Source organism: Vibrio sp. J2-3(2022), from assembly GCF_021725735.1.
Lineage (GTDB): Bacteria > Pseudomonadota > Gammaproteobacteria > Enterobacterales > Vibrionaceae > Vibrio > Vibrio diabolicus.
In genome coordinates, this window is sequence record NZ_JAKKCK010000005.1 from 19,365 (window position 1) to 43,302 (window position 23,938).

At 45.0% G+C, this 23,938-nt stretch carries 23 protein-coding genes and 1 other RNA gene; 8 read left to right on the forward strand and 16 right to left on the reverse strand.

Translation table 11 applies throughout. From position 1 onward, the window contains the following. Nucleotides 1–46 precede the first annotated feature (46 nt). The 8 genes from ruvX to metK form a co-directional block, all read right to left on the reverse strand. Nucleotides 47–472 carry a Holliday junction resolvase RuvX gene (gene ruvX / locus L3V27_RS17335; RefSeq protein ID WP_237312398.1) on the reverse strand — a complete coding sequence of 142 codons (426 nt, stop codon included), beginning with the start codon at nt 470–472 and terminating at the stop codon, nt 47–49. 34 nt (nt 473–506) lie between these two features. Further along, nucleotides 507–1,070: a YqgE/AlgH family protein gene (locus L3V27_RS17340; RefSeq protein ID WP_005393973.1), complete on the reverse strand. Its 564-nt coding sequence runs from the start codon at nt 1,068–1,070 to the stop codon at nt 507–509. 128 nt (nt 1,071–1,198) lie between these two features. After that, complete coding sequence (gshB, locus tag L3V27_RS17345) at nt 1,199–2,149, reverse strand: glutathione synthase (protein ID WP_006743090.1); 951 nt, start codon at nt 2,147–2,149, stop codon at nt 1,199–1,201. Between the two features lie 13 nt (nt 2,150–2,162). Then, the gene (gene rsmE / locus L3V27_RS17350; protein WP_005393970.1) at nt 2,163–2,894 is read right to left on the reverse strand and encodes a 16S rRNA (uracil(1498)-N(3))-methyltransferase; all 732 of its coding nucleotides are present in this window, start codon (nt 2,892–2,894) and stop codon (nt 2,163–2,165) included. Nucleotides 2,895–3,010: 116 nt separating this feature from the next. Continuing rightward, nucleotides 3,011–3,706 (reverse strand): deoxyribonuclease I, encoded by a 696-nt coding sequence (gene endA / locus L3V27_RS17355; protein ID WP_047008832.1) that lies wholly within the window; start codon nt 3,704–3,706, stop codon nt 3,011–3,013. Nucleotides 3,707–3,856: 150 nt separating this feature from the next. Beyond that, nucleotides 3,857–4,354: a SprT family zinc-dependent metalloprotease gene (locus L3V27_RS17360; protein ID WP_237312399.1), complete on the reverse strand. Its 498-nt coding sequence runs from the start codon at nt 4,352–4,354 to the stop codon at nt 3,857–3,859. A 68-nt stretch (nt 4,355–4,422) separates the two neighbouring features. Then, nucleotides 4,423–5,220, reverse strand: a complete 798-nt coding sequence (locus L3V27_RS17365; protein WP_005393959.1) for a DUF2189 domain-containing protein — start codon at nt 5,218–5,220, stop codon at nt 4,423–4,425. A 400-nt stretch (nt 5,221–5,620) separates the two neighbouring features. Then, complete coding sequence (gene metK / locus L3V27_RS17370; protein ID WP_005381027.1) at nt 5,621–6,775, reverse strand: methionine adenosyltransferase; 1,155 nt, start codon at nt 6,773–6,775, stop codon at nt 5,621–5,623. A gap of 315 nt (nt 6,776–7,090) precedes the next feature. Here metK and tkt point away from each other — a divergent pair, with 315 nt between their 5' ends. Then, nucleotides 7,091–9,085, forward strand: a complete 1,995-nt coding sequence (tkt, locus tag L3V27_RS17375; RefSeq protein WP_005393956.1) for a transketolase — start codon at nt 7,091–7,093, stop codon at nt 9,083–9,085. A gap of 93 nt (nt 9,086–9,178) precedes the next feature. Here the strand turns inward: tkt and L3V27_RS17380 are convergent, their stop codons facing one another. Further along, nucleotides 9,179–10,072 carry a LysR family transcriptional regulator gene (locus L3V27_RS17380; protein WP_006743086.1) on the reverse strand — a complete coding sequence of 298 codons (894 nt, stop codon included), beginning with the start codon at nt 10,070–10,072 and terminating at the stop codon, nt 9,179–9,181. Between the two features lie 140 nt (nt 10,073–10,212). Here L3V27_RS17380 and L3V27_RS17385 point away from each other — a divergent pair, with 140 nt between their 5' ends. The 5 genes from L3V27_RS17385 (at nt 10,213) to mscS (ending at nt 17,186) form a co-directional block, all read left to right on the forward strand. Beyond that, a complete protein-coding gene (locus L3V27_RS17385; protein WP_237312400.1) occupies nt 10,213–12,171 on the forward strand; it encodes a ligand-gated channel protein in 1,959 nt (652 codons plus the stop codon). 131 nt (nt 12,172–12,302) lie between these two features. Next, nucleotides 12,303–13,340 (forward strand): erythrose-4-phosphate dehydrogenase, encoded by a 1,038-nt coding sequence (epd, locus tag L3V27_RS17390; protein WP_104970964.1) that lies wholly within the window; start codon nt 12,303–12,305, stop codon nt 13,338–13,340. Nucleotides 13,341–13,493: 153 nt separating this feature from the next. Continuing rightward, a complete protein-coding gene (locus tag L3V27_RS17395) occupies nt 13,494–14,654 on the forward strand; it encodes a phosphoglycerate kinase (RefSeq protein WP_005393948.1) in 1,161 nt (386 codons plus the stop codon). A gap of 154 nt (nt 14,655–14,808) precedes the next feature. After that, complete coding sequence (gene fbaA / locus L3V27_RS17400; RefSeq protein ID WP_005393947.1) at nt 14,809–15,885, forward strand: class II fructose-bisphosphate aldolase; 1,077 nt, start codon at nt 14,809–14,811, stop codon at nt 15,883–15,885. 434 nt (nt 15,886–16,319) lie between these two features. Beyond that, nucleotides 16,320–17,186, forward strand: a complete 867-nt coding sequence (gene mscS / locus L3V27_RS17405; protein WP_005393946.1) for a small-conductance mechanosensitive channel MscS — start codon at nt 16,320–16,322, stop codon at nt 17,184–17,186. Nucleotides 17,187–17,232: 46 nt separating this feature from the next. Here the strand turns inward: mscS and L3V27_RS17410 are convergent, their stop codons facing one another. Together L3V27_RS17410 and L3V27_RS17415 are read right to left on the reverse strand one after the other, a co-directional pair. Further along, nucleotides 17,233–17,715, reverse strand: a complete 483-nt coding sequence (locus L3V27_RS17410; RefSeq protein ID WP_046875105.1) for a YbaK/EbsC family protein — start codon at nt 17,713–17,715, stop codon at nt 17,233–17,235. Between the two features lie 19 nt (nt 17,716–17,734). After that, the gene (locus L3V27_RS17415; RefSeq protein ID WP_065646102.1) at nt 17,735–18,364 is read right to left on the reverse strand and encodes a LysE/ArgO family amino acid transporter; all 630 of its coding nucleotides are present in this window, start codon (nt 18,362–18,364) and stop codon (nt 17,735–17,737) included. Between the two features lie 146 nt (nt 18,365–18,510). On the opposite strand from L3V27_RS17415, the gene L3V27_RS17420 reads away from it, so the two are divergent. Together L3V27_RS17420 and L3V27_RS17425 are read left to right on the forward strand one after the other, a co-directional pair. Beyond that, entirely contained in the window at nt 18,511–19,407 is an 897-nt protein-coding gene (locus L3V27_RS17420; RefSeq protein WP_046875104.1) for a LysR family transcriptional regulator ArgP, read from the forward strand. Nucleotides 19,408–19,634: 227 nt separating this feature from the next. Next, nucleotides 19,635–20,327, forward strand: a complete 693-nt coding sequence (locus tag L3V27_RS17425) for an oxidative stress defense protein (protein WP_005393939.1) — start codon at nt 19,635–19,637, stop codon at nt 20,325–20,327. A gap of 60 nt (nt 20,328–20,387) precedes the next feature. Here L3V27_RS17425 and serA read toward each other — a convergent pair whose 3' ends face one another. The 5 genes from serA to L3V27_RS17450 form a co-directional block, all read right to left on the reverse strand. Beyond that, nucleotides 20,388–21,620, reverse strand: a complete 1,233-nt coding sequence (gene serA, locus L3V27_RS17430; protein ID WP_005393937.1) for a phosphoglycerate dehydrogenase — start codon at nt 21,618–21,620, stop codon at nt 20,388–20,390. Nucleotides 21,621–21,893: 273 nt separating this feature from the next. Then, a complete protein-coding gene (rpiA, locus tag L3V27_RS17435; RefSeq protein ID WP_005380982.1) occupies nt 21,894–22,550 on the reverse strand; it encodes a ribose-5-phosphate isomerase RpiA in 657 nt (218 codons plus the stop codon). 53 nt (nt 22,551–22,603) lie between these two features. Next, nucleotides 22,604–23,203 (reverse strand): 5-formyltetrahydrofolate cyclo-ligase, encoded by a 600-nt coding sequence (locus L3V27_RS17440; RefSeq protein WP_237312401.1) that lies wholly within the window; start codon nt 23,201–23,203, stop codon nt 22,604–22,606. A gap of 5 nt (nt 23,204–23,208) precedes the next feature. After that, nucleotides 23,209–23,393, reverse strand: a non-coding RNA gene (gene ssrS, locus L3V27_RS17445) — 6S RNA. Nucleotides 23,394–23,401: 8 nt separating this feature from the next. Beyond that, nucleotides 23,402–23,710 (reverse strand): cell division protein ZapA, encoded by a 309-nt coding sequence (locus L3V27_RS17450; RefSeq protein WP_005393932.1) that lies wholly within the window; start codon nt 23,708–23,710, stop codon nt 23,402–23,404. Nucleotides 23,711–23,938 lie beyond the last annotated feature (228 nt).

The window sequence follows — 23,938 nt, forward strand, 5'->3', positions numbered from 1 at the left end:
AAAAGGTTGGCACTTGCCAACCTTTTCTTGTTTTGAGTATTGTGTTTTATTCACCCCAGAGGGCTTCAAACCAGCTTTCTAGAATCACCACCGCTGACTGGCAGTCCACATTCCCTTTCGATAGGGCTTTGTAGCCGCCCATGCTGAACAACTCCGCACGAGCTTCTGCTGTAGATAATCGCTCATCATGCAGTTCAACAGGTAAGCCGTATCGGCCTTGCAGACGCTTAGCAAATTTTCGTGCACGAGGGGTTATGGTCCCAAGGTCTTTGCCATGAAGATCAGTTGGTAAACCGACCACTAGCAAATCTGGCTGCCACTCTTTGATTTGCTTTTCGATATCGTCCCAATTTGGAATACCGTCATTGGCTTTAAAGGCTTTTAATGGGGAAGCCGTACCAGTAATTTCTTGGCCAATAGCGCTACCAATGCTTTTGGTTCCAAAGTCAAAAGCCATAATTGTGCGTGACATAAGGTGTCTCTATCTAATGTAACTGTATTTCGGACTAAGCATGTCCAGAGTCTGCTGAAAGATGACTTGGGTCGATGCCCAGCTTTTCGACCGCTTTCTTCCAACGCTCGTTGATTGGTGTATTAAAGATAATTTCAGGCGTCGCTTCAATGGTGAGCCAAGAGTTTTCGACCAGCTCATTTTCTAATTGGCCTGCACTCCAACCTGAGTAGCCAAGTGCCACTAAGTAATCACTTGGTTCTGCTTCTGTTCCTAACACCGAAAGAATATCACGTGAAGTGGTTACAGCGAGATCATCAGTCATTTGGACGCTGGACTCGTAGTAATCTTTAGGTTTATGCAGAATAAAACCACGATCTTCCGAGATTGGGCCGCCATTGTAGACTGGTCTATCTAGGCTGGCTTCAAATAGGCGCGGGTGTACTGGCTGAACTTCCACCTGCTTGAGCATGTTGCCGACGGTGATATCAACAGGAGCATTGATCATCAACCCCATAGCGCCGTCTTCGTTGTGCTCACAAACGTAGATCACGCTGTTTTGAAAGTACGGATCTTTCATCCCAGGCATGGCAACTAAAAAGTGATTTGTGAGATTCATACTCATATTGACCCTTAACTCTCGTAAATGCCCTTAAGCAAACATCATACAGTTTACCATCTAGGTATGTGCATGAGTTTGCTTAAGTTAATGTACTACGCTCTCTATTAACTGTAATACAGTTTGAGTTATTCGCCTTTTACTCGACGCTCAATCGCATCCATCAGTTTGCCAGTGATTGAGATGTCAAAAGCCGCTTCAATTTCGCGAATACAGGTTGGGCTGGTGACGTTGATTTCCGTTAGCTTATCGCCAATTACGTCAAGGCCAACAAAGATAAGGCCTTTTTCTTTCAGTGTAGGAGCCACAGTTTGAGCAATCTTAATATCGGTCTCGCTTAGTGGTCGAGCCTCACCTGTGCCACCAGCTGCAAGGTTACCGCGCGTTTCACCTTTTGCAGGAATACGAGCTAGACAGTAAGGCATTGGTTCACCATCTACGACTAAGATACGTTTGTCACCGTTGCTGATATCTGGCACGAAGGTTTGCGCCATTGCGTAGTTTTGACCGTGGTTGGTAAGTGTCTCGATGATTACAGAGACGTTAGGGTCGTTTTCTTTTACGCGGAAGATAGATGCGCCGCCCATACCATCAAGCGGTTTTAGGATGACATCACCATGTTTTTCACGAAACTCTTTAATTTTCTCTGCTTTTCGCGTCACGATTGTCGTTGGTGTCAGCTCAGGGAACCACGCTGTAAACAGTTTTTCATTACAATCACGTAGACTTTGAGGTTTGTTAACGATCAGTGCACCTTGTTCTTCTGCACGCTCAAGGATGTAAGTCGCGTAGATGTATTCTGTGTCAAACGGAGGATCTTTACGCATTAGTACAGCGTCTAGCTCAGACAGTTCGATCGTTTGCTCTGATTTGAACTCGTACCAACCGTTTGGATCTTCTTTTAGTTCCACCACTTTAGTATCTGCAATAGCAACGCCTTGATCGAGATGCAGATCATTCATTTCCATGTAGTGGATTTCATAGCCGCGTCGTTGCGCTTCAAGCATCATGGCAAAGCTAGAGTCTTTTTTGATGTTAATGGACGAAATTGGGTCCATCACAATGCCGAGTTTGATCATTATTTTTCTCCGTTTAACCAAGATCGCCGAAACGAACTTGTAAGGCTGTAATTGCTGTCAGAGCCGCTGTTTCGGTGCGCAGAACGCGAGGGCCGAGTAGCGTTTCTTCAAATTGATATTCTCGAGTCATCTCGATTTCTTCAGACGATAAACCGCCTTCAGGGCCGATCAGTAGGCGCACTTTCTCAACAGGTGTTGGCAGTGTGTTGATTGAGTAGTTAGCACGAGGATGAAGATTGAGCTTTAAGCCATCGTACTCTTCTTTACACCACTCTTCCAAGCTCATAATTGGACGAATTTCTGGAACGACATTGCGTCCACACTGCTCACAGGCACTGATGGCGATTTTTTGCCATTGCGCGAGTTTTTTCTCAAAGCGCTTTTGGTCAAGCTTGACGCCACAACGCTCGGAAATCAGAGGTGTGATGGTATTGACACCAAGTTCCACTGACTTTTGGATAGTGAACTCCATCTTATCGCCACGTGAAATAACTTGACCAAGGTGCAGGTCTAAAGGGGATTCAATACTGTTTTCTACACGCTCAGTAATGTTAACCAAAACCGTCTTTTTGCTGACTTCACTGATAACCGCTGGGAATTCTGCGCCGCTGCCGTCAAATAGGAGAACGTCTTGGCCTTCTTTCATGCGCAGAACACGGCCGATATGACCTGCTGCGTCGTCACTTAAAGCAAGTGAGCCAAGTTGATGAATGGTTTCTGGATGATAAATTCGAGGGATACGCATGAGATTTCCAGCAAGAGAATAAACTTAAACCCTAACATGGATGCTTTAAACCGAAAAAACAAGGGGCAAGAAGCGTTTCAATATCAGTTATTGAAACGCTTCAAGGTAGAGGAGCACTAGAGTGCGCGACAGGCTTTTTGAACAAATGGGTTATGATTGCCTTGTACTTTGGCAATGCGCTCGTCACGCTCACATTCCCATTTATCGACTGGGTAGGTTTTGTTCCAAGCACTCATCAACTGCGTTTGCTGCTTTGATAATTTAAAGCCGTACTCTTTGCTCATGTATAGGTAGGTACGAGCAATCGAACCTCGAGCACGGTCTGGTGGCATGACTTTACGCTGCTTAAAGTTCACTTGCATCTCACAGCGACCATAACTCACGCCATCGATACCGTTCCATTGGCTAAAGTTGTAGTTCGAACGGTCACCGTTTACTTCACCAATAGCAGGGGTTAGGTTGTGCAGGTCTGCTTCCATCAAGCGAAAGGTTTTGTCTTTTTTCTTGCAGTTTTTACGTCCGCCATCTTGCCAGCATTGACGCTGGTGGCCAAATTGCCACGCAGGTACCACATGCTCCCATTCGATTCGTGCGGCCCGCTTTTCCTGTTTACGGACTTGGTAACCGCAAGAGGCTAAATCTGGGGAGCCTTTTTTGCCTTGCCATTGAATGTTGCAGCCACAGTAAAAGCTCGTTGGATGGTCTTGATAAATTTTTACCGCCTCACGTTTGGCGGCAGAGAATGAGCTTGGTGGCGCGGCAACCGCAGTGCTAGAAAGCGCGATAAGTAACAAAGAGAATAGGTATTTCATGATTAAAGTCTTTATAAAGTATGACTTTATTCATGATAACACGCATAAAATAGCTTTAGTGATGAGTAAGTTAACAATAAGTGGCGAGGGGAAGGTTTTGATAAACTCGATCTTTATTTTGGGAACGCAAGTAACACTATGAGATATAGATTACGATAATTGAACGCCCGTGAAGTTAAGTGGTTGGCGGCATTTTTGACAAGAGTACGTCGCCTCTTTGCGCAGCACTTTATTATGACGGCGAATCGATAGAGGGTAGGCCATACAACCACAACGATACTCAAAGGTTTTACCTTGAACGGATTTTACTTCAAAGCTGTGAGTGGTTTTGGCTGGTACGTTAAATACGGCTTCCATGACGCCTTTCCATTCTTTGCCATGAGGCCTAACTCGCCCGTAAACCTGATAAGTAATCAGGTGCGCTACCTCATGAGGAATAACTTCATCTAAGAATGCTTGGGTGTTTTCACGAAATAAAATGGGATTTAGGCGCACTTGATTCAATTGAAGGTAGGCTTTTCCTGCCGCTTTCCCGCGGACGTTGAAGGTGATCGTTGGAATAGGGAAAGAACGTTTGAAAGCTTGCTCTGCCATCGCGATGCAGTCCGCCATCACTTGTTTGGCTTTATAGCTTAGTTCTATATCCACAACTCACCTCGATAAATCAAATAAAAAAGCCCCCGCATTCGCGAGGGCCAGATCATAGCATCAGTTAATTACGGAGTGTGTTTTTTCTTGATGGTGGCATGGTAAGCGTGCCATGTACCGTAGCCTAGAATTGGCATGGTAAACAACATTCCGATCCCGTACGTTGCAAAGCCGATAAGAATACCGCCGCAGATGATCGCCGCCCAAACAATCATCGCTGGAATGTTGGATTTCACCGCATTAAAGCTAGTAAATACAGCGGTCATCATGTCTACGCGACGCTCCATCATGAGCGGAATAGAAAAGGCTGAAATGCTAAACACCACACAAGCCAAAACAAAGCCAACTAGAGAGCCGATGACAAGGAAGGGGAGGAACTCACTTAAAGATGCCCCTTGAACAGAAGGGTAAAGCGCATGAAGTAGAGCGGCAATGCGCATCCAAAATATCATACACACAGCGAGTAACACGGCGAATGCCCATTGAGATGTTGAGTTACGACCGATCGCTTTCATTGAATGGAACAAGCTTGCTTTGTGTCCGCGCTCTCTCTCCCAACTGGCATCATACAAGCCGAGCGCGAGAAATGGACCGATTAACATGTAAACAATCAAACTGGGCATGACGACCAAGTGTGTGCCTTGCCACTGTACGAGCAAAACAATGCCTATCGCAGCCGCCATAAAACAGATGCCATAGAAAGCACTGATGAGGGGCATTCGCACGAAATCATGCAGACCTAATGCGAGCCAATGAAAAGGTGCAGAAAGATTGACCGTATTACACGGTATGGTTCTGGCGTATTCGTTATCTGGCACTTCCTTTCGCTTGTTGTGGAAGTCCGATGGATTAACAGTTCGAGGCATAACTCCTCCTTGATTTATTCCCACATTATCCGCTTATACCAACTGACAGCGGTTTTTGTTCAGTCAAACTTGAAGCGACTTTTTCAAGTTTACATCTGAGCATTGGCTTAGTTTGGTATCGGCCATAAAGATGCCTGACTCGTGTCTTTATTAAGTGTTGCTGCCACATCGCCAGCATCCGACGTCTCTATTTAAATTGGAATTAACAATATTTTAACTATTGGCGGAGATGGGATAATTTACAAATAATTGCTGAAAATTTATTCGGTATAAAAGTGAGGGAAAAACACGACTACTTCGTGAGGCGGGGCGGTATTAGTCGAAATGGCTGGATAAACGTTGCTGAAAATAAAAAGCCCCCGCCATAGGCGAGGGCTTGATTGATTCTTGCTTGGCTTGATTATTTGATGCCAGCGAAATCGCGTAGAAGTGCAGCTTTGTCTGTCGCTTCCCACGGGAATTCTTCACGACCGAAGTGACCGTAAGCCGCTGTCTTCTTGTAGATAGGTTGAAGAAGGTTAAGCATTTCTTGTAGGCCGTATGGACGTAGGTCGAAGAATTGACGAACTGCTTCAATGATGATGTCGTGAGATACTTTCTCAGTACCGAACGTTTCCACCATGATAGACGTTGGATCCGCAACACCGATTGCGTAAGAAAGTTGGATCTCACAACGGTCAGCCATGCCAGCCGCTACGATGTTTTTCGCTACGTAACGTGCTGCGTATGCTGCACTACGGTCAACTTTTGATGGATCTTTACCAGAGAACGCACCGCCACCGTGACGAGCTGCGCCGCCGTAAGTATCTACGATGATCTTACGACCTGTTAGACCACAGTCACCCATAGGACCACCGATTACAAAGCGACCAGTTGGGTTGATGAAGAAGTTTGTTTCTTTGTTGATCCACTCAGAAGGTAGCACTGGCTTAATGATCTCTTCCATTACCGCTTCACGCAGGTCTGAAGTTGAGATTGAATCACAGTGTTGAGTTGAAAGAACAACCGCGTCGATACCAACGATGTTACCTTGATCGTATTGGAATGTTACCTGAGATTTTGCATCAGGGCGCAACCAAGGTAGTGTGCCGTTTTTACGAACTTCTGCTTGCTTTTGAACAAGACGGTGAGAGTAAGTAATTGGCGCTGGCATTAGTACTTCAGTTTCGTTACAAGCGTAACCAAACATGATGCCTTGGTCGCCTGCACCTTGTTCTTTAGGGTCAGCTTTATCAACACCTTGGTTGATATCTGGCGACTGTTTACCGATTGTGTTTAGTACCGCACAAGAATCTGCGTCAAAGCCCATATCTGAATGTACGTAGCCAATTTCACGAACGGTTTCACGAGTTAACTCTTCGATGTCTACCCATGCTGAAGTCGTGATTTCACCACCCACCATTACCATACCGGTTTTAACGTAAGTCTCACATGCAACACGAGCCTTTGGATCTTGCTCTAGAATCGCGTCAAGAACCGCATCAGAAATCTGGTCTGCAATTTTATCTGGATGACCTTCTGATACTGACTCAGAAGTAAACAGGTGCTTAGCCATGTTAGCTCCACTATATCTGGTTTAAAACTGGGGAATGATAAACTCTCCAGCGCAAATTAATACTAATTTTTGTAGGTGTATCTACATCTAGACGTCTATTCTAAATTTGATTGCTCGAATTACAAGCTCTTTTTTGGTTTTTGTTATAACCAAACGTTTGCCTGATTTATTGATAATTTTAAGAACTTCGAACGATTTGGCGCGAAAGGTGCAATATTTGTGAGGTTTTGGACTGGAAAACGTTTGCACACCTAACAGGGCTTTGAGAGAATTATGACCTACTTTTCGTTTCGCTTAATGTACTCAGGAGCAGACATGTCGTCTCGTAAACATCTTGCCAATGCAATTCGTGCTCTAAGCATGGATGGTGTTCAACAAGCTAACTCAGGCCACCCAGGCGCACCAATGGGTATGGCTGATATCGCTGAAGTTCTTTGGCGCTCTCACCTAAACCACAACCCATCAAACCCAGAGTGGGCCGACCGCGACCGCTTCGTGCTATCAAACGGTCACGGCTCAATGCTTATTTACTCTCTACTGCACTTAAGCGGTTATGAGCTATCTATTGATGATCTGAAAAACTTCCGTCAATTGCACTCAAAAACCCCAGGTCACCCAGAGTACGGCTACGCGCCTGGTATCGAGACAACAACGGGTCCTCTTGGCCAAGGCATCACTAATGCTGTTGGTATGGCTATCGCAGAGAAAGCACTAGCGGCACAGTTCAACAAAGAAGGTCACGACATCGTTGACCACTTTACGTATGTGTTCATGGGTGACGGCTGTCTAATGGAAGGCATCTCGCATGAAGCATGTTCTCTTGCTGGGACATTAGGTCTAGGCAAACTGATCGCGTTTTGGGATGACAACGGTATCTCTATCGACGGTCACGTTGAAGGTTGGTTCTCTGACGATACACCTAAGCGTTTCGAAGCTTACGGCTGGCACGTAATCCCAGCGGTAGACGGTCACGATCCTGAAGCAATCAACGCAGCGATTGAAGCGGCTAAAGCGGATCCTCGTCCGACTCTAATCTGTACTAAAACAATTATCGGTTTCGGTTCTCCTAACAAGTCTGGTTCGCACGACTGTCACGGTGCGCCATTAGGTCACGATGAGATTCAAGCGGCTCGCGAATACCTAGGTTGGGAGTACGGTCCATTTGAAATCCCTGCAGATGTTTACGCTGAGTGGGACGCAAAAGAAGCAGGTGCAGCGAAAGAAGCGGCTTGGAATGAAAAGTTTGAAGCATACGCAGCAGCTTACCCTGCAGAAGCAGCAGAGCTTAAACGTCGTCTAAACGGCGAACTTCCAGCGGAATGGGAAGAAAAAGCGAACCAAATCATTGCTGATCTTCAAGCAAACCCAGCGAACATTGCATCACGTAAAGCATCGCAAAATGCACTAGAAGCGTTTGGTCAAATGCTTCCTGAGTTTATGGGTGGTTCTGCTGACCTAGCGCCTTCTAACCTAACCATGTGGTCTGGTTCTAAGTCTCTAGAAACGGATGACTTCTCTGGCAACTACATCCACTACGGTGTACGTGAATTCGGTATGACCGCTATCATCAACGGTATCGCATTGCACGGTGGTTTCGTTCCTTACGGCGCAACATTCCTAATGTTCATGGAATACGCTCGTAACGCAATGCGTATGGCTGCGCTGATGAAAATTCAGAACATCCAAGTGTACACGCACGATTCGATCGGTCTTGGCGAAGATGGCCCAACTCACCAACCTGTTGAGCAAATGGCATCTCTACGCGTAACGCCAAACATGAGCACATGGCGTCCATGTGACCAGGTTGAGTCTGCCGTAGCATGGAAACTAGCGATTGAACGTAAAGATGCACCAACAGCACTTATCTTCTCTCGTCAAAACTTAGCGCAACAAGATCGTACAGCTGAGCAAGTAGCGAACATCGCGAAAGGTGCATACATCCTGAAAGATTGCGAAGGCAAGCCAGAGCTAATCCTTATCGCAACAGGTTCTGAAGTTGAGCTAGCAGTAGAAGCTGCGACTCAACTAACGGCAGAAGGTAAGAAAGTACGCGTTGTTTCAATGCCATCAACAGATGCATTCGACAAACAAGACGCCGCTTACCGTGAAGCTGTACTGCCATCAGACGTAACGGCACGTATCGCTATTGAAGCGGGCATTGCTGATTTCTGGTACAAGTACGTTGGCTTCGACGGTCGCATCATCGGTATGACAACATTCGGTGAATCTGCACCTGCTGGTCAGCTATTCGAGATGTTTGGCTTCACGACTGAAAACGTAGTGAACACAGCAAAAGAATTGCTAGCGTAATTGCTAGATTGTCTCAATAGTCGAACGTAAAGGACGACTGTTAGATACTAAAGTTGGAAAGGCCATCATTGCGATGGCCTTTTTTGTTTTTTGTCAGGTTTTCCAACCTTGTGGAATGCTTTGGTGAATACAGTCTAAAAGTACGGATAAGCGCAGTGGTGGTCTTCCTGCAGGCGTATAGCAGTTAATGGAGATGGGCTCTGAAAGCCAACCTTCTAAGCAAGGTGTGATTCGACCCGGATGATGTTTCTCGTAGCCGCTTGCTGTCCAAGTTGGCAGCAGTCCAATACCATGACCATTCGCGATGCTGTCGATCTGCATTGCGATGTTGTCGCTGTATAAGCGACTCACAAATGGCTCTAAAAAGAACTCACCGTGTTGAGGGTGTGTGAGCATCAATCCATTTTCTTGTACCGAGCCAAAATCGATCCACGGATGCGCTTCAAGCTCTTTGGGGTGCAGGATCGAACCGTGTTGTTCAAGATAAGCTGGAGAGGCAAAGGGCGTGTAACGAAATGAGCCTAATACCTCTTTGCGCCAATCGAGATCTTTACGCTCACCGAGCCAGATGAACAAATCTGGGTCATGGTGCGCTTCAGAAAAGTCACTGGTAAGCTGAACCCTAACGTCAGGATTATCGGCAAGAAAACCGTTGAGCACACCACCTAGCCAACTTCTAACTAATGCTGTGTGACAAACAATATGCAGCGGCCCTGAAACTTGGTTTGTTAAACCTTGAAGCGCGTCATAACTCTCTTCACTGAGCTCAAGAATCTGGCGACTGTAGTGGGCAAAAATTTCTCCCGCTCTTGTCAGAACTAATCGGTTACCTTGTCTTGCGGTTAGAGCCTGACCGAAATCTTCTTCTAATTGTGCTAAGCGACGACTCAGCGTTGATTTAGGCTGGTTAAGGGCCTTTGCAGCGGCGGTCAAACTCTTATGCTGATTGAGCGCATCAAAGGCTCGAATTGATGCTAAGTCGTGCATATTTCATTAACTCCTTACTGCGTTATGCACGGGTTCCATAAATGGGAAGAACCGTTCCATAACTCTTACTATGCATCTCATTCTATTTGTGAATAATTCACTTTCGAAAATAATAATCATTATCAATTATGGAGATGTAGATGTCTACTCTTAGACTGCCGGTTATTACTGCAACTGGTATTTTAGCCTTCGTCAGTGTCCCTCATGTGTTTGCCAATGATGCGGTTTCTAAAATGGAAACAGTGGTTGTAACTGCATCAAGTTATGAGCAATCTCAAGCGGACGCGCCTGCAAGTATTAGTGTGATTTCACGTGAGGAGTTGGACTCTCGTTATTACCGCGATGTAACTGATGCACTAAAAAGTGTGCCTGGTGTCGTCGTAACAGGTGGTGGTGACACTACCGATATCAGTATCCGTGGTATGGGTTCTAAATACACTTTGATACTGGTCGATGGTAAACGTCAAAGCACACGTGAAACTCGCCCAAATAGTGACGGCCCTGGTATCGAACAAGGCTGGTTACCCCCTCTTCAAGCGATTGAGCGAATTGAAGTTATCCGTGGTCCAATGTCGACGCTTTATGGCTCTGATGCGATTGGTGGTGTAATTAACGTGATCACGCGAAAAGACGCGATGGAGTGGACAGGTAATGTTCAGCTAGGCACGGTTCTGCAAGAAAACAGTCGCTCGGGCGGAGAGCAGAGCGCGAATTTCTTCGTCAATGGGCCGCTAGCCGAAAATCTATCTCTCCAAGTATACGGTCAGTATACCGCAAGAGAAGAAGACGATATTGAATACGGTTATGAAGATAAAGATATGCAAAGTATCTCTTCAAAACTGACCTACCAGATTAATGACCGCCATTCTGTGCAACTAGAGGGTGGCACATCGGCACAAAGTCGTCGCGGTAACGTTGGCCTTTCCGTACCAATGACGGGTTGCCGAAGAGGTTGTGAGGATTCACTCAACGAATATCGTCGTAATTATGTAACGCTAAGTCACAATGGCGACTGGGACTCGGTTGGCATCTCAGATACTTACTTACAACGTGAAGAGAGCGAAAACAAATCTCGCGAGATGACGATCACCAACACCACATTCAAGTCGAGCTTAGTGACTGGAATTGGAAACCATACGCTGACGACTGGTGTGGACGCCACTCATGCAGAGCTTGAGGATTTTACCTCCAACAAAGCGTCATCGAAGACCGAAACATCGAATACGCAGTGGGCTGTTTTCATTGAAGATGAGTGGAGAATCGCCGATCCGTTTAGCGTTACGCTTGGTGGTCGTCTAGATCATGACGAAAACTATGGTGCGCACTTTAGTCCGCGTGTCTATGGTGTATGGCGAGTTGACCCATCTTGGACTGTGAAAGGTGGCGTGGCAACAGGTTTCCGTTCTCCGCAATTACGTGAAATTACTCCTGGTTGGGCGCAAGTCAGTGGCGGCGGTAATATCTACGGTAACCCAGACCTTGATCCTGAAACGTCGCTAAACAAAGAAATCAGTGTCTTGTATCAAGGTGACTCTGGTTTAGATGTCTCTTTGACTGCGTTCCATAATGAGTTCAAAGACAAGATCACACGTGTTGTTTGTCCAGATACCATCTGTACAGATGGACCAAACCAATGGGGTGCAGATCCAACTTACCGCATTAACGTGGACGAAGCGGTCACACAAGGTATTGAAGCGACCTTAGCATCGCCATTAACGGAAACCATTTACCTCAGCTCGAGCTACACATTTACCGACTCAGAGCAAAAAACAGGTGAATACAAAGGCATGCCGCTGCAGCAGTTACCAAAGCATTTGTTTAATGTGGATGTAACTTGGCAAACAACAACAGATCTAGAAAGCTGGGCGAAAGTCACTTACCGAGGTAAAGAAATGGATCAGGTTACTGGCCCATCAAGAAACAGTATCGTAGAGCCTGCTTATACCTTTGTGGACGCTGGTGTGACATACCAGTTAACCGATAATACTCGTATTAAAGGCGCGATCTATAACTTGCTGGATGAGGAAATCAGTTACGAAGAATACGGATATGTCGAAGATGGTCGTCGCTACTGGTTAGGTTTAGACGTCGCATTTTAATTATTGTTGTAATAAGGCCGAGCATTGTCTCGGCCTTTTTTAATCCTGCTTTACTATGATTCAACAGGTGCGTTTTTGAGCCTGATCAGGTAGTATCTGTGACACGAAATTTTTGGTAGGGCGAAGGATAAATGCTAAAGGTTGCGATCAATGGATTTGGACGTATAGGTCGTAATGTTCTGCGAGCCGTATATGAAAGCGGAAAACATCAGCAGATCAAGGTTGTGGCGGTTAACGAATTAGCGCAGCCAGAAGCGATGGCGCACCTACTGCAATATGACACTAGTCATGGTCGCTTCGGTAAAAAAATCTCCCACGACCAAGAACACTTGCATGTTCATCATGACAGCGGCGAATATGACTCTATTCGCATTCTTCACCTCTCTGAACTCGAACTACTTCCTTGGCGTGATTTAGAAGTCGATATTGTCTTGGATTGCACTGGCGTGTTTGGTTCACAAGCCGATGGGCAAGCGCATATAGAAGCTGGCGCGAAGAAAGTGCTGTTTTCACACCCGGGCGCAAACGACATAGATAATACGATTATCTATGGTGTGAACCACGGAACTCTGAAAGACGAACACCGTGTTGTCTCCAATGGCTCTTGCACCACCAACTGTATCGTTCCCATCATTAAAGTGTTAGACGAAGCCTTCGGTATTGAGTCCGGTACCATAACCACGATTCACTCTTCCATGAACGATCAGCAAGTAATCGATGCGTACCATAACGATCTACGCCGTACCCGCGCAGCGAGCCAATCTATTATTCCGGTTGACACCAAGTTGCATAAGGGGATTGAAAGAATCTTCCCGAAATTTTCCAACAAATTCGAAGCAATTTCTGTTCGTGTCCCAACCGTTAACGTCACCGCAATGGATTTAAGTGTCACAATTAATACAAATGTGAAAGTTAATGACGTAAATCAAACCATTGTTAACGCATCTCAGTGTACATTACGTAACATTGTTGACTATACTGAATCGCCACTCGTTTCCATCGACTTTAACCACGACCCCCATAGTGCGATTGTTGATGGAAGCCAGACTAGAGTGAGTAACGGGCAACTCGTAAAAATGCTCGTTTGGTGCGACAACGAATGGGGCTTTGCTAACCGGATGCTGGATACTGCCTTAGCAATGCAAGCTTCTTCTCAAGTGGAGCAGTAATGACGAAGAAGTGATGGAGAATTTTTATTTCAAGCCTTGAAATAAATCCATGATATCTCCATATCATCTATAACCAGTTTGAAGAATTAACAGGCTTGGCAGGGTTGCCGAGTTTTCAAAAACTTTAATTATCAATATTTGAGAGGACACATCATGTCTGTAATCAAGATGACTGACCTGGATCTTGCAGGTAAACGTGTATTTATCCGTGCTGACCTAAACGTGCCAGTAAAAGACGGTAAAGTAACTTCAGATGCACGTATCATCGCATCTCTTCCAACTATTAAGCACTGCCTAGAAGCAGGCGCTAAAGTAATGGTTACGTCTCACCTAGGTCGCCCAACTGAAGGTGAATACGCTGAAGAGTTCTCTCTACAACCAGTTGTTAACTACCTAAACGACGCACTAGATTGTGAAGTTAAGCTAGCAAAAGACTACCTAGATGGCCTAGAGCTAAACGCTGGTGAACTTGTTGTTCTAGAAAACGTTCGCTTTAACAAAGGTGAAAAGAAAAACGACGAAGAGCTATCTAAGAAATACGCAGCACTATGTGACGTATTCGTAATGGATGCATTCGGTACGGCTCACCGCGCTCAAGCGTCAACTCATGGTGTTGGTATGCACGCACCTATCGCTTGTGCTGGCCCTCTTCTAGCAAACGAGCTTGAAGCACTAGGTAAAGCAATGGACAACCCAGCTCGTCCAATGGTTGCTATCGTAGGTGGTTCAAAAGTTTCTACTAAGCTAACTGTACTTGAGTCTCTATCTAAAATCGCTGACCAACTAGTTGTTGGTGGTGGTATTGCTAACACATTTATCGCAGCTGCTGGCCACAACGTTGGTAAGTCTCTATACGAAGCGGATCTAGTAGACACTGCTAAGAAGCTAATGGATGAGTGTGCAATTCCAGTAGCAACTGACGTTGCATGTGCGAAAGCATTCGACGAAAACGCAGAAGCAGAAATTAAACACGTTTCTGAAGTACAAGACGACGACATGATCTTCGACCTTGGCCCAGATTCAACAGCTGAACTAGCAGAAATCCTTAAGAACGCGAAGACTATCCTATGGAACGGTCCAGTAGGCGTATTCGAATTCAAGAACTTCGAAGCAGGTACTAAAGGTATCTCAGAAGCTATCGCAGCATCTGAAGGCTTCTCTGTTGCAGGTGGTGGTGACACGCTAGCAGCTATCGACAAGTTCGGTATCAAAGCTGACGTTTCTTACATCTCTACAGGTGGTGGCGCTTTCCTTGAGTTCGTAGAAGGTAAAGTTCTTCCAGCAGTAGAAATGCTAGAAGCACGCGCTAAGTAATTAAAGCAAAGCGGGGGAGTGATTCTCCCGCTTTCTTGTTTGCTGCAACGTGTGAGGAACTCTGCTAGAATAGCCTCAGTTGTGAGCAAACGTTTGCAAGATTTTCAACTTAACAAGTTTTGTTTAAAAACGACAGATAAATAGGATTACATCCATGTCTAAGATCTTCGACTTCGTAAAACCAGGTGTTATCTCTGGCGATGACGTTCAGAAAGTATTTGAAGTTGCAAAAGAAAACAGCTTTGCACTTCCAGCAGTAAACTGTGTGGGTACTGACTCTGTAAACGCAGTACTTGAAGCAGCTGCAAAAGTTAAAGCTCCAGTTATCGTTCAATTCTCTAACGGTGGCGCTGCTTTCTTTGCTGGTAAAGGTCTAAAACTTGAAGGTCAAGAAGCTCAAATCCTAGGTGCTGTTGCTGGTGCGAAATACGTTCACGCTGTAGCTGAAGCTTACGGTGTACCAGTAATCCTACACACTGACCACGCTGCTAAGAAACTACTTCCTTGGATCGACGGTCTACTAGACGCTGGTGAAGAGTACTTCGCGCAAACTGGTAAGCCACTATTCTCTTCTCACATGATCGACCTTTCTGAAGAGTCTCTAGAAGAGAACATCGAGATTTCTGCTAAGTACCTAGAGCGCATGGCTAAAATGAACATGACTCTAGAAATCGAACTAGGTTGTACTGGTGGTGAAGAAGACGGCGTTGACAACTCTGATATGGATGCGTCTGAGCTATACACTTCTCCAGAAGACGTTGCATACGCATACGAGAAACTAAGCGCAATCAGCCACCGTTTCACTATCGCAGCATCTTTCGGTAACGTACACGGCGTGTACAAGCCAGGTAACGTTGTTCTAACTCCAACTATCCTACGTGATTCTCAAGCGCACGTTTCTGAGAAATTCGGTCTTCCAGCGAACTCTCTAAACTTCGTATTCCACGGTGGTTCAGGTTCTTCTCTAGAAGAAATCCGTGAGTCTATCGGTTACGGTGTTATCAAAATGAACATCGATACTGATACACAGTGGGCAACTTGGGATGGTATCCGTAAGTTCGAAGCTGAAAACCACGATTACCTACAAGGTCAAATCGGTAACCCAACTGGTGAAGATGCACCAAACAAGAAGTACTACGATCCACGCGTATGGCTACGTGCTGGTCAAGCTTCAATGGTAGCTCGTCTAGAGCAAGCATTTGCTGACCTAAACGCAGTTGACGTACTATAATCGTTACTGATTAAGTTACTTAAAAACCCGCTTTTTGAGCGGGTTTTTTTATGTCTATCATTTTGCCCCTATGTTTCTTTCCCTGTTTTCCTATTGATATCTTTATGCGTCAGGTTGTATTTTCTGGTGGGATGTTCCCCCTTTAACGTTTTTAAATAAAAGCATAGGAATATCAGTCATAGGAGTGGCGAAATAAGAGTGCATTGCGTAACCTGTAACAAGCCAATATCAGAAAACTCTGATAAAGTCTTGTTTTGCATATCTTTGCGAAACTCTGACTTTGAAAAAAGTCAAAGTTGGGATATTGTGCCAAAAATCTGACACTGTTCAGTGGGGCAATAGGGATGTTGTTTTAGAAAAGAGCCTTTAAAAAACAAGGTTCATAAATTAACGGCAATTGGATTTATATATCTTTATTTTTGAGGATAAGAATTATGGCAGGTGAATCGGTGGGTATCGATACCACTTTAACGGATGGTCTAACTCAGGCTGAAACTTGGCTGACAAACAACTCAGATCTACTGGTTCAGTACGGTGTGAACATTATCTCTGCGCTGCTTATTCTGTTTATCGGTAATATTATCGTTAAAGCAGTCGCTGGTAGTGTTTCTAAAGTACTAGAAAAGAAAAACATGGATAAGGCTGTCGTTGAATTTATTCACGGTCTTGTTCGTTACTTGCTATTTGTAATCGTACTTATCGCCGCTCTTGGTCGATTAGGCGTTCAAACCGCTTCAGTTGTGGCTGTAATCGGTGCGGCAGGTCTTGCTGTTGGTCTTGCGCTACAAGGTTCACTATCAAACTTTGCAGCTGGTGTACTCATTGTTGCGTTCCGTCCATTCAAATCTGGCGACTACGTAGAAATTGGCGGTGTAGCGGGTAGTGTTGAAGCAATTCAAATCTTCCAAACTGTTCTAAAAACACCAGACAACAAGATGGTTGTTGTGCCTAACTCGTCAGTAATCGGTGGTGCAATTACTAACTACTCTCGTCATGCAACACGACGTGTCGACTTAGTGATTGGTGTGTCATACAAAGCGGATCTTAAACTAACGAAGAAAGTAATTCGCGAGACGCTAGAAAAAGATCCGCGTATCTTGAAAGATCCTGATATCACAATCGGCGTACTTACGCTGGCAGACTCTTCAGTAAACTTTGTGGTTCGCCCATGGGTGAAAACTGCAGATTACTGGGGCGTATACTTTGATGCAATGCAAGGTATTAAAGAAGCATTGGATGAAAATGGTATCGAAATTCCATTCCCACAAATGGATGTTCATCTGAACAAAATCGACGCTTAATACAAGCGGTAGATATTCGAAAGCGAGGCCAATTGGCCTCGCTTTTTTATATCTCATAAAGAATGTGATTACCGGCAAGCAATAGACGTTTTAGATGTTTACCTGCAAAGCCAAAGGTGAATTCAGGCAATCCTGGCGTGTAGAGCAACTCTTCGTGTTGATACAGGGTTGTATCAACAATGAGCGTGACATATTCAGGTAAGCCAATCGGACATACCGCTCCAGGCAAACAACCTAACACTTCGACCATTTCATCGTCGTCACAAATTGATGGGCGTTTACCTGTGACGGCTTTTATTTGTTTGGCATCGAGGCGAGAGTCTTTTTCTGTTAGATAAATTGCGTAGCCTTGTCCTTTAAGTTTTAAGAAGAGGCTTTTGGTGTGCGTGCCTGTCCATCCAAGCTCGGACGCAACTCTTATATCCGTGTCAAAGTCTAAGATGGCTTCATGCTGCCATTCCCTAAAAGGAATAGAGAGCGCGTTGAGTCGCTCTCTATTGATATCATAGATACGCTTTAGTGACTCCATGTCTTTGTTGTCCTGTTGATTACCAGTACTTTTCAATAAGTTCACTAGCTAAAATATACGCTATCGTGAACATCATTACTGCGACCGCGATGTCGATGCCTTTTTTCACTCTTGGCTTTGATAGGGTAGGGCCTAGTTTTGCGGCTCCTATCGACAAGGTATAGAACCAAACAAAGGAAGCCATCATCGTACCTAGTGCAAAAGCAATTCGGTCATGGCCTTCAAACTGCCCACCAATAGAGCCCAGAATAACGACTGTATCTAAGTACAAGTGTGGGTTAAGTACTGTGACGGCTAACGCACCTAATATGACCGTTCGACGACCACGAGCGACGACTTCACCTTTTGATTCTGAGTCACTGTCTGACTTAAACGCACTCTTAAGTGACAGTAATCCATAAAAACTCAGGAAGGCAATACCACCAAGCGTCACCGATGTTAGCAAGATTTCATTTTGAGACAAAATCGCACCACCACCAAAGATACCTAGAGAAATGAAGATCATATCTAGGATGCTACAAATAGTGGCAGTCGTCAGGTGATGATTGCGCTTTATGCCTTGATTTAAGACATACGCATTTTGTGCGCCGATCGGAATGATCATTGATGCCCCTAAACCAAACCCTTGCAATAGAACCCACAAGCTCACACTTCACCTCACTTCAAAATAACCAATAAATTCTCAGAAGAGTGAAAGATAAAGAGTTTATCTAAATAAGTATAATTAATGATTTTAATATTATATTAGCCAAGCTAATTTAAGGGTTGGTGTTTTATCAGGAGAGGAAGAGTAGGATGAGAGGGTTGGACTATAAATGGATTGAGGCATTAGATGCCGTGGTTTATCAGGGGAGCTTTGAGCGTGCAGCCGAACATTTATTTGTCTCGCAATCAGCGATTTCTCAACGTATTAAACAATTAGAGAAGTTTCTCGCACAACCCGTTTTGGTTCGTAGTCAACCACCCAAGCCAACGCCGATTGGTAAAAAGTTATTAGGCCTTTATCGTCGAGTGCGCTTACTCGAGCATGAAATTCTGCCCGAACTCAAGAATGATACCAGTACTCGACCTGTACAACTCTCTTTGGCGACCAATGCTGATAGCCTTGCTACTTGGCTACTGCCTGCACTGCAAGATGTCATGAAGCAGCGTCAGGTTGAACTCAAACTCACTATCTATGGTGAATCTCGTTCCATCGAAAAGCTAAAAAGTGGCGAAGTGACGGGGGCGATCAGCTTAGAATCCCAGCCGATACCTGGCTGTAGAGCGGATTACTTGGGACGTGTTGATTACGTTTGTGTCGCGAGCCCGGAGTTTTATCAGCGTTACTTTGCTCAAGGCGTTAATAACCAGACTTTGGCCAAGGCGCCGGCCGTTTCGTATGATCAATATGATGACCTACATAAAACCTTTCTTACCGAGCATTTCAATGTCAGCCCTGATAGCGTCATTCACCATAACATCAGCAGCTCTGAAGCGTTTCTAAAAGTGGCGTTAGCTGGTGTAGCCTATTGCTTAATCCCTCGTTTGCAAATTACCGACGAGCTAGAGCGTGGCGCGTTGGTTGATGTTACTCCCGGTTTCTTAATGTCCCATCGGATTTATTGGCATCATTGGCAACTGGAAACGGGGGTTCTACAAGAAATCTCACACGCGATAGTCGGGTATGCTCAGCGACACTTACCTCAATAAGTTCATTGTTGCATCGATGGGTTCATTGTCGACAGAGTGTTTCGTTGAAAAATCACGCCAATGTTACATAGTCAAAGTTGTGTTAGAAGTCATTCTGAGTGCTTGGATAATCGACAGAAGTTTCTATTATGAAACCATACACTTTCTCAGTAGTGATAGTTTTGTCTGAATCTTGAGCCTTTCTGCTGAGAGTAAGTACTTTATTTTTGTATGGATGGATTTATTGAATGAGACTGTATTCATTTTTGCTGGCTTCTGCACTCAGCCTTACTAGTGCTTCAGTGTTGGCGAACTCGCCTGAATTTGCTCACGTAACGACGACAGGTTATGGTGAAGTTATTGCTACACCAGATATGGCGACGTTTTCTGTAAAAGTGGTAGACACGACAATGACTGCTGAACAGGCCAAGCAGTCAGTTGACAAAACCGTTGAGCAATTTCTGAAAAATCTGTCCGATGCTGGCTTATCAAAAGACAATGTTACCAGCTCGAATTTATACCTTGCGCCTCAATACCACTACCCTAAATCTGGTAAAGCAGAGCTCGTTGGTTATCGCGCTTCTCGTAGCATTGATGTGACGGTTACGGATCTAAAAAACCTAAACCAGTACCTAGATATGGCGTTAGAAGCAGGGATTAATCAGGTTGATAATATTCAACTTAAGGTAAGCAACCAGGCTGAGTATCAGCAAAAGGCACGCATGGCGGCTATCCAAGATGCGCGAGAAAAAGCAGCGTCACTGGCTACTGGCTTTGAGAAAAAATTGGGTGATGTTTGGCAGATCAATTACAGACAGATGCACGTTCAGCCAGTTCTAATGCGCTCGATGGCGATGGACAGTAAAGAAGGGGCAAACAGCTACCAGGATTCTACCATGATTATTCGCGATCAAGTTGACGTGATTTACAAGCTGAAGTAATACTGGGTGCAAAAAGAAAAGGCAGGGTATTCCCTGCCTTTGTTATTTCTGCTTCACAAATTAGTGAAGGATACGAGCACGGATAGTGCCTTCAATACTTTTCAGTTTCGCTAGCGCTTCTTCTGAGCGCTCGGTTTCCACATCGATCACTACGTAGCCGATTTCAGCGGCTGTTTGTAGGTACTGTGCAGCAATGTTAATACCGTCTTCCGCGAAGATGGTGTTGATCTGAGTAAGAATACCAGGACGGTTTTTATGGATGTGAAGCAAGCGAGAGCATTCACCACCGTGCTCTGGCAGTGACACCTCTGGGAAGTTTACGCTTGAAAGCGTAGAGCCGTTGTCAGAGTACTTCGCCAGTTTTCCTGCGACCTCAACACCGATGTTCTCTTGTGCTTCTTGCGTTGAACCACCAACGTGTGGAGTGAGGATGACATTATCGAACTTCTGTAAAGGAGATTCGAACGGGTCGGCATTCGTTTTCGGTTCTGTCGGGAATACATCAATCGCAGCGCCCGCAATATGACCTGCTTCTAAACTATGGCAAAGCGCTGGAATATCCACGACAGTGCCGCGTGCTGCATTAATAAAGATTGAGCCTGGCTTCATGCGAGCAAACTCAGCTTCACCCATCATATTTTTTGTTTCTGGCGTTTCAGGAACGTGCAGAGAAATTACGTCACACTTGTTTAGTAGTTCACTCATGGTATGTACTTGCGTCGCATTACCAAGGGACAATTTGTTCTCGATGTCGTAGTAGTAAACGCGCATACCTAAGTTTTCGGCAATAATACCTAGCTGCGTACCAATGTGGCCGTATCCGATAATGCCAAGACGTTTGCCACGTGCTTCGTAAGAGTTGTCAGCACTTTTCTTCCAAATACCGCGATGTGCAAGCGCATTCTTTTCAGGAATGCCACGCAGAAGTAGTAGGATTTGACCAAGTACCAGCTCCGCCACACTGCGTGTGTTAGAGAACGGTGCATTAAACACAGGAATGCCGCGTTTTGCTGCTGCGTCTAGGTTTACTTGGTTAGTACCGATACAAAAACAGCCAATTGCAACCAGTTTATTCGCCGCATTGATTACCTCTTCGGATAGGTTCGTACGGGAGCGAATACCGATGAAGTGCACGTCTTTAACCGCTTCAATCAATTCTTCTTCCGGAAGGGAACCTTTATGGTACTCAATGTTGGTATAACCAGCTGCTTGAAGAACTTCAACTGAAGAAGGGTGGAGTCCCTCTAACAAGAGGATCTTAATCTTTTCTTTTTCCAGTGAAACTTTGGCCATTTTTTCTCGTCCTTAAAATGGAAAGGTGGGCTAATGTGGCGCACATTGGGCAAAACTATTAAAAAGGGGATAATTGATAGTTTTGTAGGAGGACAAACGTTTCCTTGTGCGTCTTCTGTTCAATAAAGTAACAAAAAAAAATTGCTTTGGGTAAGAAAATTACGGAATAAGAGATAATTTTCTTAGAGAAAGGAATAAAAAACGGTGCCTTGTAGCACCGTATGTAATGAAATAACAGAAAAGTGAACCAGATAGGTCGATTTGAGCTGTTATTTATTCTTCAATTTTTGCGCCTTCTGGTGTACCTGTGATTACGACGTCAGCACCACGGTGAGCAAAAAGACCCACAGTCACCACACCCGCGATACCGTTGATCTTGTCTTCCATTTCTTTCGGGTTAGTAATCTGCATGTTGTGTACATCCAGAATTACGTTGCCGTTGTCAGTCACAACGCCTTCACGGTAAGCCGGGTCACCACCCAGTTTTACTAACTCGCGCGCAACGTAAGAGCGTGCCATTGGGATCACTTCTACAGGTAGTGGAAACTGACCTAGTACGTCAACTGCTTTGGTGCCGTCAACAATACATACAAACTTATCAGAGATTGCTGCGACAATTTTCTCACGAGTCAGAGCCGCGCCGCCGCCTTTGATCATTTCACGTGCTGGGTTAATTTCGTCTGCGCCATCAACATACACATCCAGCTTCATTACGTCGTTACACTCGTATACTTCAATACCAAGCTCTTTAAGGCGCTCAGTTGAAGCGACAGAGCTAGACACTGCACCTTTAATATCGTCTTTGATAGTGCCTAGTGCATCGATGAAGTGATTCACGGTAGAGCCAGTACCAACACCGACAATGCTGCCTTTCTCAACATATTTTAGTGCTGCCCAACCAGCCGCTTTTTTCATTTCATCTTGAGTCATGCCAATCTCCTGAATAGATGTTCGTTAACGTTTGCGGGCGTGATTATAGCGGCTTACTTGCCACTTTCCCATTGCCATATTCGGCTTGGGGTCACGATCTTAGGTAATGGAATGTCCCAGCTTTCAATTGGTAAGCGTTCTACATGTTGGCAGTCGTGAGCGATACCAACAGGCTTGGCACCTTCTCCGGTTATAAACCAATGAGACAGGGTACGGTCATAATACCCTCCGCCCATGCCTAAGCGGTGGCCGATGCTGTCGAATCCAACCAAAGGTGTACAAATGATATCAAGTTGACGAACGGGCTTGAGGTGGCGGATGTCCAGTTTGGGCTCTAAGATGCCGTATTTGTTGTAGACCAATTGATCATCACTTACGTACAGAAGAAACAGTAACTGACCTTTGGCAAACGGATGGATGACAGGTAGATAAACCGATTTTCCCTGTTGCCACAACCACTCAATGAGCGGCTTGGTATCAAGTTCACCGTCAGCAGAAAGATAAATAGCAATATGCTGTGCTTGCTGGATTTCAGGAAGTTGAGAGAACTGAGTGACAAGGTCGATCCCCGCTTGGAATTGCGTGTCGCTACACAATGCGTTGCGCTTTTCACGAATCAGTTTGCGGAAGTCTTGTTGAGAGAGGTCTGACATAGAGAGAATACCCCAGGGTGCCGTTGAGGATTGTGGCCCTTGAACCAGCTGGTTCAAGGCGGATCAGCAATGACAACCGTAGGCTTCTCGGTGCATGCCGAGCTTGCTCAATAGTTACCAAATACTAACCCTTAGGTATTGCTTATCGGCTCAGGGACTTAAATCCTGCTGACGCACACCCCAGGGTAAATTTTGTATTTACTGCTGTCCTTGCGTAACTTTGCTTAGTGCGTTCTCAAGAGACGCAGTGAGCTTTTCCATTCGCTCAGTAATTTCTTGCTGTTGACCGTTTGATTCGTATGACTTGGTGTGCAACTCATAACAAATATTCAATGCAGCGAAGGTCAGCAGTTGGATTTCATTGGTTACCTTAGTACGTTCGCTCATTTCTTTCAATCGGCGATCCAGATCTTTTGCCGCTGCAACAAGAGACTCTTCTTGTCCTGTCGGACAATTCACTCGTGTAACTTTGCCTAATATTTCAACGTCGATCGCTTGATTGCTCATGATGAATAAACTCTATATTCGCGCTATCTAAGGTGTTGCTTCATACAACTACCGAGGAGCAAACTATAGGAAAACCGCTATTAAGATTCAAGCATTTCCCATCACAGAAAGAGAAATGATGACGAGATCACACAGGAATTGGGCAAATTGAGCAAATGCTGTTCAAAATTGAATTTGATAGCCGTTTCAGACCACTAACCTTGATGGTAGGATATACCAATACATTAT